1 protein-coding gene is annotated in these 579 nt (G+C 57.3%); it reads left to right on the top strand.

All coding sequences use genetic code 11. From position 1 onward, the window contains the following. Positions 1–42: 42 nt before the first annotated feature. Positions 43–579: family 1 glycosylhydrolase (locus AC1DT3_RS23670; protein WP_477467586.1), on the top strand; the 537-nt coding region annotated here is incomplete at its 3' end.

Below are 579 nucleotides of genomic sequence, written 5' to 3'. Positions count from 1 at the left end.
GCTTCCGTTCGATGGGCCATCACGGCTCGAGCGGAAGCATCCATGTACACATCGTTCCTCTTCGCAACCGGGATCGAGAACAGCATCCCGACCATCAATAACGGCCGCACGCGCATCGACGAGATGGAAAAGTGCGGCCATTACAAGCATTGGCAAACCGACTTCGAGCTTTTGCGGGATCTCGACATTCAGGTCTTGCGCTACGGGCCGCCGCTTCACACGACCTTTGTCGGGCCAGGGCGATACAATTGGGATTTCGCCGATCGGACCTTCAACTCGCTGGAGCGCATGGACATCATCCCGATTGTCGATCTGTGCCATTTCGGCGTACCCGACTGGCTCGGTAACTTTCAGAATCCCGATTTTCCAGCGCTTTTCGCGATGTATGCCGGCGACTTCGCGCGGCGATATCCGTGGGTCCAACTCTACACGCCCATCAACGAGATTTTCGTCTGCGCGCTATTCTCAGCCGCTTACGGATGGTGGAACGAGCAGCTCAGCACCGATCGCTCCTTCGTCACGGCCTTGAAGCATCTGGCGAAGGCGAACGTCCTCGCGATGGAGAGCATTCTCAAGGTC

It is taken from the genome of Microvirga sp. P4_G7, assembly GCF_056401005.1.
Note: the sequence above shows the minus strand (reverse complement) of the source record. Positions and strands in the feature narration are given on the sequence as shown.